General features: G+C 68.3%; 7 protein-coding genes and 1 pseudogene. 6 read left to right on the plus strand and 2 right to left on the minus strand.

Annotation, left to right across the window (positions count from 1 at the left end; translation table 11 throughout):
* Positions 1 to 20: 20 nt before the first annotated feature.
* From AB4Y94_RS01535 to AB4Y94_RS01555, 5 genes are read left to right on the plus strand one after another with little or no spacing between them, the layout of a single operon-like run.
* On the plus strand, positions 21 to 1628 hold the full coding sequence (locus tag AB4Y94_RS01535) for a carboxyl transferase domain-containing protein (RefSeq protein WP_441724062.1): 1608 nt from the start codon (positions 21 to 23) through the stop codon (positions 1626 to 1628).
* 26 nt (positions 1629 to 1654) lie between these two features.
* On the plus strand, positions 1655 to 3859 hold the full coding sequence (locus AB4Y94_RS01540) for an acetyl-CoA carboxylase biotin carboxylase subunit (RefSeq protein ID WP_441724064.1): 2205 nt from the start codon (positions 1655 to 1657) through the stop codon (positions 3857 to 3859).
* The gene (locus AB4Y94_RS01545) at positions 3856 to 5049 is read left to right on the plus strand and encodes an acyl-CoA dehydrogenase family protein (RefSeq protein ID WP_441724065.1); all 1194 of its coding nucleotides are present in this window, start codon (positions 3856 to 3858) and stop codon (positions 5047 to 5049) included. Before AB4Y94_RS01540 ends, AB4Y94_RS01545 begins: the two co-directional genes overlap by 4 nt.
* 45 nt (positions 5050 to 5094) lie before the next feature.
* On the plus strand, positions 5095 to 5577 hold the full coding sequence (locus tag AB4Y94_RS01550; RefSeq protein WP_441724066.1) for a MaoC family dehydratase: 483 nt from the start codon (positions 5095 to 5097) through the stop codon (positions 5575 to 5577).
* Positions 5574 to 6380, plus strand: coding sequence for an HpcH/HpaI aldolase/citrate lyase family protein (locus tag AB4Y94_RS01555; RefSeq protein ID WP_441724068.1), 807 nt, complete (start codon positions 5574 to 5576; stop codon positions 6378 to 6380). Before AB4Y94_RS01550 ends, AB4Y94_RS01555 begins: the two co-directional genes overlap by 4 nt.
* A 12-nt stretch (positions 6381 to 6392) precedes the next feature.
* Here AB4Y94_RS01555 and AB4Y94_RS01560 read toward each other — a convergent pair whose 3' ends face one another.
* Entirely contained in the window at positions 6393 to 6893 is a 501-nt protein-coding gene (locus AB4Y94_RS01560; RefSeq protein WP_441724070.1) for a glutathione peroxidase, read from the minus strand.
* A 98-nt stretch (positions 6894 to 6991) separates the two neighbouring features.
* Between AB4Y94_RS01560 and AB4Y94_RS01565 the strand changes: the two genes are divergently transcribed.
* On the plus strand, positions 6992 to 8014 hold the full coding sequence (locus tag AB4Y94_RS01565; RefSeq protein ID WP_441724071.1) for an aldo/keto reductase: 1023 nt from the start codon (positions 6992 to 6994) through the stop codon (positions 8012 to 8014).
* Between the two features lie 202 nt (positions 8015 to 8216).
* Here AB4Y94_RS01565 and AB4Y94_RS01570 read toward each other — a convergent pair.
* Positions 8217 to 8356: pseudogene (locus tag AB4Y94_RS01570) on the minus strand (IS30 family transposase); the annotation flags it as partial.

Here is an 8356-nt window from a genome sequence, read left to right on the forward strand (position 1 = left end):
TCACCAGTGGGAAGTCGTCGATGGAGACACTCGCGAGTCGGATCGACTCCAGCAGCCAGGCCTACGCCGAGAACGATGCGGCCCAGCGTGCGCTGGTGGAAGACCTGCGCGAGCGACTGGCGACCGCCGCCCGGGGTGGCCCGGAGGCCTCCCGGCAGCGTCACCTCGACCGCGGAAAGCTGCTGCCGCGGGAACGGATCGACCAGCTCCTCGACGAGGGCAGCCCGTTCCTCGAGATCGCCCCGCTGGCGGCCAATGGAATGTACAACGACGACAGTCCGGGCGCGGGCCTGATCGCCGGCATCGGCCTGGTGCACGGGCGAAAGGTGCTCGTCATCTCCAACGACGCCACGGTCAAGGGCGGCACGTACTATCCGATGACCGTGAAGAAGCACCTCCGGGCGCAGGAGATCGCCCTCGAGAACCGGCTGCCGTGCATCTACCTCGTCGACTCTGGTGGCGCATTCCTGCCGATGCAGGACGAGGTCTTCCCCGACCGCGACCACTTCGGCCGCATCTTCTACAACCAGGCGCGGATGTCCGCGGCCAAGATCCCGCAGATCGCCGCGGTGATGGGGTCGTGCACGGCAGGCGGCGCCTACGTGCCGGCGATGAGCGACGAGACCGTGATCGTGCGTGACCAGGGCACCATCTTCCTGGGCGGCCCGCCCCTCGTGAAAGCGGCGATCGGTGAGATCGTCACCGCCGAGGAACTCGGCGGCGGTGAACTCCACGCCCGCACCTCCGGCGTCGTCGACCACCTCGCGGAGAACGACCTGCACGCCCTCCAGATCGTGCGCGACATCGTCACCTCCCTGCCGAATCCGGGTTCGCCGGCCTGGGATGTGATTGCGAGCGTCGATCCCGTTGCCGATGAGAGCGAGCTCTACGGGGTCGTCCCGACGGACGTGCAGGGGCAGTACGACGTGCACGAGGTGATTGCCCGGCTGGTCGACGGCAGCGAGTTCCACGAGTTCAAGCGCGAGTACGGCACCACGCTGATCACCGGGTTTGCCCGCTTGCACGGGCACCCGGTGGGTATCGTCGCCAACAACGGGGTGTTGTTCAGTGAATCCGCGCAGAAGGGCGCGCACTTCATCGAACTCTGCGACCAGCGCGGTGTCCCGCTGATTTTCCTGCAGAACATCTCCGGGTTCATGGTCGGCCGCGCCGAAGAGGCGGGCGGCATCGCAAAGCACGGCGCCAAGATGGTCACCGCGGTCGCCACCGCGCGGGTGCCGAAGCTCACCGTCGTGATCGGCGGCTCGTTCGGCGCCGGCAACTACTCGATGTGCGGCCGCGCGTACTCTCCGCGGTTCCTCTGGATGTGGCCGGCCAGCCGCATCTCGGTGATGGGCGGCGCCCAGGCTTCCTCCGTGCTCGCCACGGTGAAGCGCGAACAGCTCGAAGGCCGCGGCGACGAATGGTCAGCGGAAGCTGAGGCCGACTTCAAGGCCCCGATCAAGGAGCAATACGAGCAGCAGGGCAACCCCTACTACTCGACCGCGCGACTCTGGGACGACGGCGTCATCGACCCGGCCGACACCCGCACGGTGCTCGGGCTCGCGCTCGACATCTGCGCCAACGTGCCCCTGCCCGAGACCGCCTTCGGTCTCTTCCGGATGTGAGCGCCACGATGATCACGAAAGCCACTATGCCAGGGACCACCGACACGAATTCCAGCGAAGGGGTCTCGACGGGCTCGACCACCGGGACGGGCTCGACCACCGGGCAGGGCTCGACCACCGGGCAGGGCTCGACCACCGGGACCGCCCTGTTCAGCACGGTGCTCGTCGCGAACCGGGGGGAGATCGCCTGCCGCGTCATCCGCACCCTTCGCGAGCTCGGCATCCGCTCGGTCGCCGTCTACAGCGACGCCGACCGCGGTGCCCGCCATGTTGCCCTGGCTGATGTCGCCGTGCGGATCGGCCCGGCACCGGCCGCCGAGAGCTACCTCAATGCCGCCGCCATCATCGCCGCCGCCGAACAGACCGGCGCGCAGGCGATCCACCCCGGATATGGCTTCCTCAGCGAGAACCAGGCCTTCGCCCGCGCCGTCGCCGACTCCGGGATCGTCTTCATCGGGCCGAGCGTGCACGCCCTGAACGTGATGGGCGACAAGATCCGGTCCAAGAACCACGTCGCAGCCTCCGGGGTGCCGGTGATCCCCGGCATCGCCGAACCCGGCCTCACCGACCAGCAGCTGATCGATGCGGCCGCCGATGTGGGGTACCCGCTCCTGATCAAGCCGTCCGCCGGTGGCGGCGGCAAGGGCATGCACGTGGTTGAACGGCCGGAGGACCTGCCGGACACCCTGGCCACCGCCCGGCGCGTCGCCGCCCGCGCGTTCGGCGACGACACGCTGTTCCTGGAGCGGCTGGTCGGCACTCCGCGTCACATCGAAGTGCAGGTGCTCGCAGACAACGAGGGTCACGCCATCCACCTCGGGGAGCGGGAGTGCTCCCTGCAGCGGCGCCACCAGAAGGTGATCGAAGAAGCGCCATCGCCGCTCCTGGACGCCACCGTCCGGGCGCGGATCGGCGAAGCCGCCTGCGCCGCCGCCCGCAGTGTCGAGTACACCGGCGCGGGAACCGTCGAGTTCCTGGTCTCCGACGCCGCGCCCGACGAGTTCTACTTCATGGAGATGAACACGCGACTGCAGGTCGAACATCCCGTCACCGAGCTCGTCACCGGCATCGACCTGGTCGAGTGGCAGCTGCGGATCGCGGCGGGGGAGCGGCTCACCATCACGCAGGACGACGTACTGCTGACCGGCCACGCCATCGAAGCCCGGGTCTACGCGGAGAATCCGGCGGCCGGGTTCCTGCCCTCATCCGGCACGGTGCGGACGCTCCGTGAACCGTCCGGACCCGGCATCCGCTGCGACAGCTCGCTCACGCCGGGCCTGGTCATCGGCTCCGACTACGACCCGATGCTCGCCAAGGTCATCGCCTGGGGGTCCACCCGCCAGGAAGCGCTCGGGCGGCTCGACCGGGCACTGGCCGACACTGTCGTACTCGGCGTGACGACCAACGTAGAGTACCTGCGGCTGCTGTTGGGTGATGACGACGTGCAGGCCGGCCGGCTGGACACCGGGCTGATCGAGCGGAAACTTCCGGGCCTGGGCTTCGCATCGGTCACGCCCCATCTGCTGGCCGCCGCCGCACTGTTCCTGCGCGCCGGCGAGTGGCACCGGGCGAACCCCGCCTGGTCCCGTCCCAGTGGGTGGCGGATGGGCCCGCACCGTCCCGCCCGCTACAACCTGGCCGGAACGGGCGTCACCCCGATCGACGTGCGGATCGACGGCGACCCGGCCACGGCATCCGTCGCCGTCGGCGATCAACCCCCGGTGCCCGCGGGCATCGGTGCGATCCCGGGCAGCGACAGCGGTTTCAGCGTCGACTACGACGGTGAGACGCGCCGGTTCGACATCGTGCGTGAAACGGATGCCGCGGGCGTACGCCTCTGGATCGGTCGCGCCGGGTTCGCGATCGGCGTGGCTCTCCGCAGCCGGGCCGAGCAACTCGACGACCAGCTCGCCGGACTCGAGCGGGATGAGGGCGCGGCCAGCCCGCAGGTGCGGTCGCCGATGCCGGGCACGGTGATCGCCATCAACGTCGCCACCGGAGACACCGTCGCGGCCGGTGACACGCTGCTCACCGTGGAGGCCATGAAAATGGAGCACAAGCTCACCGCGGGGCTCTCCGGCACCGTGAACATCACCGTCGCCCCCGGCGACCTCGTCAAACTTGACCAGATCGTCGCCACCATCGACTCTGTTCACCACGCCGGAGCGTCAGACCCGACGCCTCGCGGCGATCACCCCGCCCCCAGCGACCACCAGGGAGACCACTCATGAGCCACAGCAGCCACGGCCTGACCACCTACCAGCTCAGCGACGAGCACCAGAAACTGAGCGACGCGGTGCGCGACTTCGCCGACACCGTTGTCGCGCCGGCCGCCTACGAATACGACACCAAACGCGAACTGCCATACGGCATCATCGCCACCATGGGCGAGATGGGCCTGTTCGGGTTGCCGTTCCCCACCGAGTACGGCGGGCAGGGCAAGGACTATTTCGCCCTCTGCCTCGCCGTCGAGCAGCTCTCCCGCGCCGACCAGTCGATCGGGGTCACCCTGGAGGCCGGCGTCGGCCTCGGCGCGATGCCCATCTGGCGGAGCGGCACCGACGCGCAGAAGCAGGAATGGCTGCCGATGCTCGCCCAGGGTAAGGCGCTGGCCGGCTTCGGCCTCACCGAGGCGGAAGCCGGCTCCGACGCCGCCGGCACCCAGACCACCGCCGAGCTCCGTGACGGCGAATGGGTGATCAACGGCACCAAGCAGTTCATCACCAACTCCGGCACCGAGATCACCAGGCTGGTCACGATCACCGCCGTCACCGGCGAGGCCGAGCGCCATGACGGCTCCGTCAAGAAGGAGCTCACGGCGATCCTGGTGCCGAGCGGCACCCCGGGCTTCACCGTCGAGCCCGGCTACGACAAGGTCGGCTGGCACACCTCCGACACCCACCCGCTCACTCTCCGCGACGTGCGGGTGCCCGAGGCGAACCTGCTCGGCGAACGTGGCCGCGGCTTCGCCAACTTCATCCAGACCCTCGACGAGGGCCGGGTCGCCTTCGCGGCGCTCTGCACCGGAGCCGCCCAGGGATGCCTCGAAGAGGCGATCCGCTATTCCAAGAGCCGCAACGTCTTCGGCAAGAACATCGGGTCCAACCAGCACATCGCCTTCAAGATCGCACGGATGCAGGCCCGCACCCACGCCGCGCGGCTGGCCTACTACGACGCCGCGCTGAAGCTCGTCGCCGGCCAGCCGTTCAAAATGGAGGCGAGCCTGGCCAAGATGATTTGCAGTGAGGCGGCGATGGACAACGCCCGCGACGCCACCCAGATCTTCGGCGGTTACGGGTTCATGAACGAGAACCCTGTCGCCCGGCACTACCGCGACTCGAAGATCCTCGAGATCGGCGAGGGCACCACCGAGGTGCAGCTCATGATCATCGCTCGCGAACTCGGTTTCAATGCGTTTTAATCGGTATCCCAGCCACACCGACGTGAATGCAGACAGGGGCACGGCATGACGGAAGCAAAGGTCGTGTTGCAGCGTGGGCTGTATTACGACGAGTTCGAGGTCGGCACCACCTACCTGCACCGCCCCGGCCGCACCGTCACCGAGGCAGACAACGTGCTGTTCACGACCCTGACCATGAACACGCAGAGCCTGCACCTGGACGCGGCATGGTCGGCCGGGCAGCCGTTCGGCCAGCGCCTGGTGAACTCGATGTTCACCCTGTCGACGCTGGTGGGCTCCTCCGTCGCCCAGCTCACGCAGGGCACCATCGTGGCCAACCTGGGTTTCACCGAGGTGGCGTTCCCGCATCCGCTCTACCACGGCGACACCATGTATTCGGAGTCGCTGGTCACCGGCAAGCGGCTGTCCAGCTCGCGGCCGGGCCAGGGAATCATCTCACTCGCCCACACCGCGCGGAACCAGGACGGCGTCGTCGTCGCCCGCGCGAACCGTTCGGTCATGGTGTGGTCGGAGGAGAGTGCGCCGTGAGCTTCGACATGGGACCCGCGCTGCTGTTCTGCCCCGCCGACCGGCCGGAGCGCTACGGCAAGGCCGCCGAGCGAGCGGATGCGGTGATCATCGACCTCGAGGACGCGCTCGCACCCGGTGACAGGGCCGCGGCACGCACCGCGCTCGTCCAGAGCCGACTCGACCCGGCCCGGACGATCGTGCGGGTGAACGCCGTCGGCACCGCCGATTTCCCGCTCGACCTGGCGGCCTTCGACGAGACCCTCTACCGCACGGTGATGGTCCCGAAGGCCGAACAGGTGGAGCAGGTCCAGGCACTCGGGCCGTACGAGGTGGTCGCCCTCTGCGAAACCGCTGCCGGTGTGCTGGCGGCGGCGGACATCGCCGCCGCGCCGAACGTGGTCGCCCTGATGTGGGGCGCAGAGGACCTGATCGCGTCGCTCGGCGGCAGTTCCAGCCGGTTCGCTGACGGAACCTACCGGACCGTGGCCCGGCACGCCCGCTCCCAGGTGCTGCTGGCCGCCGGTGCACACGGCAAGGCGGCGATCGACAGCGTCTTCTTGGCCATCCCCGACGAGTCGGGGCTGCTGGCCGAGGCCGAGGATGCCGTCGCGAGCGGCTTCACGGCCACCGCATGCATCCACCCCAGCCAGGTGGCGGTCATCCGGCAGGCCTACCAGCCGAGCGACGCGGAAGTGGCGTACGCCTGGGAAATCCTGGAGGCGTCCACCAGCGAACACGGCGTGTTCCAGTACCAGGGGCGCATGATCGACGGGCCGCTGCTGCGGCACGCGGAGGCGGTGCTCCGGCGCGCCGGCCGCTAAAGCCGTGCGGGGTCAGGCCACGGACGTGGTGGCCAGCGCGCTCTCCACGGCGGCCACGAGTTCGGGGGATTCCGGTTCAACGGCCGACGCGAAACGGTTGACGATGGTGCCTTCCGCGTTCACCAGGAACTTCTCGAAGTTCCACTTCACCAGCCCGGGCAGGACGCCCTGCTTGAACGTGGTCAACTCCGCGTAGAGCGGATGCTGGTGCTTGCCGCGCACATCGACCTTCGCGGTCAGGGGGAAGCTCACGCCGAAATTGACCTGGCAGAACTCCTGGATGTCCTCTTCCGTGCCGGGCTCCTGGCCCATGAACTGGTTGCACGGCAAACCCAGGACGACCAGTCCCGAATCCTTGTACTTCTCATACAGCGCCTCGAGACCCGCGTACTGCGGCGTGAATCCGCACCGGGACGCGACGTTGACCACCAGTACGGTCTTGCCGCGGAAGTCGTCGAACGTGGTCTCGGTGCCGTCGATCAAGGTCAGCGGGATCTCGTAAAGGTTTGTCATCCGCCCAATCTATGCCCGAACCCTGAAGACACTCTGCTGGGCCTACCAGCAATGTCGGTGGGCTGACCTATCCTCATTCTCAACGGAGGGAGCGGCTCATGGCGCAGCATGTCGCAGCAGTCGAATCTGCGCCTGTGCAGCGGCCCCCACTTCAACCGGATGCCGCATTCGCCGTCCCCGCATTCGCCGCCCCCGCGTGCGCGCCCCGCCGGCTCATCCCCGACACCGACCTCGGCGTCTACCCGCTCGCCCTCGGCGGCAGTGTCTTCGGCTGGACGGCCGGTGAAGACGCCAGCCGGCATATTCTGGACCGGTACCGTGAACTCGGCGGCAATTTCATCGATACCGCGGACAGTTACGCGGCGGGACGCAGCGAACAGATCATCGGTAACTGGATGCGCGACCGCGGTGTGCGGGAGCAGACGGTCATCGCCACCAAGGTGGGGCGGAACCTCGACCATCCCGGCCTCACCCCGCGCAGCATCATCGGCGGCGTGCACGCCTCCCTGGAGCGGCTGCAGACGGACTACATCGACGTGCTCTACTTTCACGTCGACGACGAGACGGTGCCGCTCGAGGAGAGCCTCGGCGCTGTCGACGTCCTCCTCCGCAGCGGCCAGGTGCGCCACATCGCGGCGTCCAACTTCTCCGCCGAGCGGCTGATGGAGGCCAGGGTGCTCGCCGCCAACGGCCTGCCTCGCTTTGTCGCGCTGCAATCCCATTACAACCTCGTGCACCGCGCCGCCTACGAGAATTCGCTGGCCCTGGTGACGAGGGCCCAGGGCATGGCCGTGATGCCGTATTTCGCGCTCGCCCACGGCTTCCTCACCGGCAAGTACCGCACGCGCGCAGACACCCTCGGCACGGCCAGGGGATTCCGCGCCGCCGCCTACCTCAACCGCAAATCGCTGCGGGTGCTCGGCGTGGTGGAACGGGTCGCCCGCGAGCATGAGGTGGCGCCGGCGACCATCGCCATCGCCTGGCTGCAGGGCCGTGGGGGAGTCGTGGCCCCGGTGGCCAGCGCCAGCCGGCCGGACCAGGTGGATGTGGTGATGCAGGCCGCAGGCATCCGTTTGAACCGTGCCGACATGATCGACCTCGACCGGGTGTCGGCGCCCTGAGCGGACTCGGGACGGAAACCGCGCGTCGCTCGCGTCGTTCGCGTTGCTCGCGTTGTTAGCCTGCCGGTCCTGGGCCGTTCGAGCGCGAAACATCATGCGTCCCCAGGACCCCGACCGCCCGAGTCGGCGCMGCCGTCTCGCCGTCCCGCCGTCCCTCCGCGCCGGTGAGGTACGCATAAGACACCTTCACATCGCGGTGAATTCACGGCGTCGTTGCAACACGGTTTTCGTTTGGCGAGTTTAACAGCAGTTCGTTGAGGGCCTCGGCTGGGCTCTTCCAGTTGAGGGTCTTCCGTGGTCGGCCGTTGAGTTCGGCTTGGACAAATTCGAGGTGCTCGCGAC

Origin of the sequence: Glaciibacter sp. 2TAF33, assembly GCF_052114945.1 — a bacterium.
Lineage (GTDB): Bacteria > Actinomycetota > Actinomycetes > Actinomycetales > Microbacteriaceae > Cryobacterium.

Bases quoted from the DNA above. Each gene is read 5' to 3' on its own strand.
- AB4Y94_RS01535 (WP_441724062.1), top strand. From the start codon at position 21: ATGGAGACACTCGCGAGTCGGATCGACTCCAGCAGCCAGGCCTACGCC.
- AB4Y94_RS01540 (WP_441724064.1), top strand. From the start codon at position 1,655: ATGCCAGGGACCACCGACACGAATTCCAGCGAAGGGGTCTCGACGGGC.
- AB4Y94_RS01545 (WP_441724065.1), top strand. From the start codon at position 3,856: ATGAGCCACAGCAGCCACGGCCTGACCACCTACCAGCTCAGCGACGAG.
- AB4Y94_RS01550 (WP_441724066.1), top strand. From the start codon at position 5,095: ATGACGGAAGCAAAGGTCGTGTTGCAGCGTGGGCTGTATTACGACGAG.
- AB4Y94_RS01560 (WP_441724070.1), bottom strand. From the start codon at position 6,893: ATGACAAACCTTTACGAGATCCCGCTGACCTTGATCGACGGCACCGAG.
- AB4Y94_RS01565 (WP_441724071.1), top strand. From the start codon at position 6,992: ATGGCGCAGCATGTCGCAGCAGTCGAATCTGCGCCTGTGCAGCGGCCC.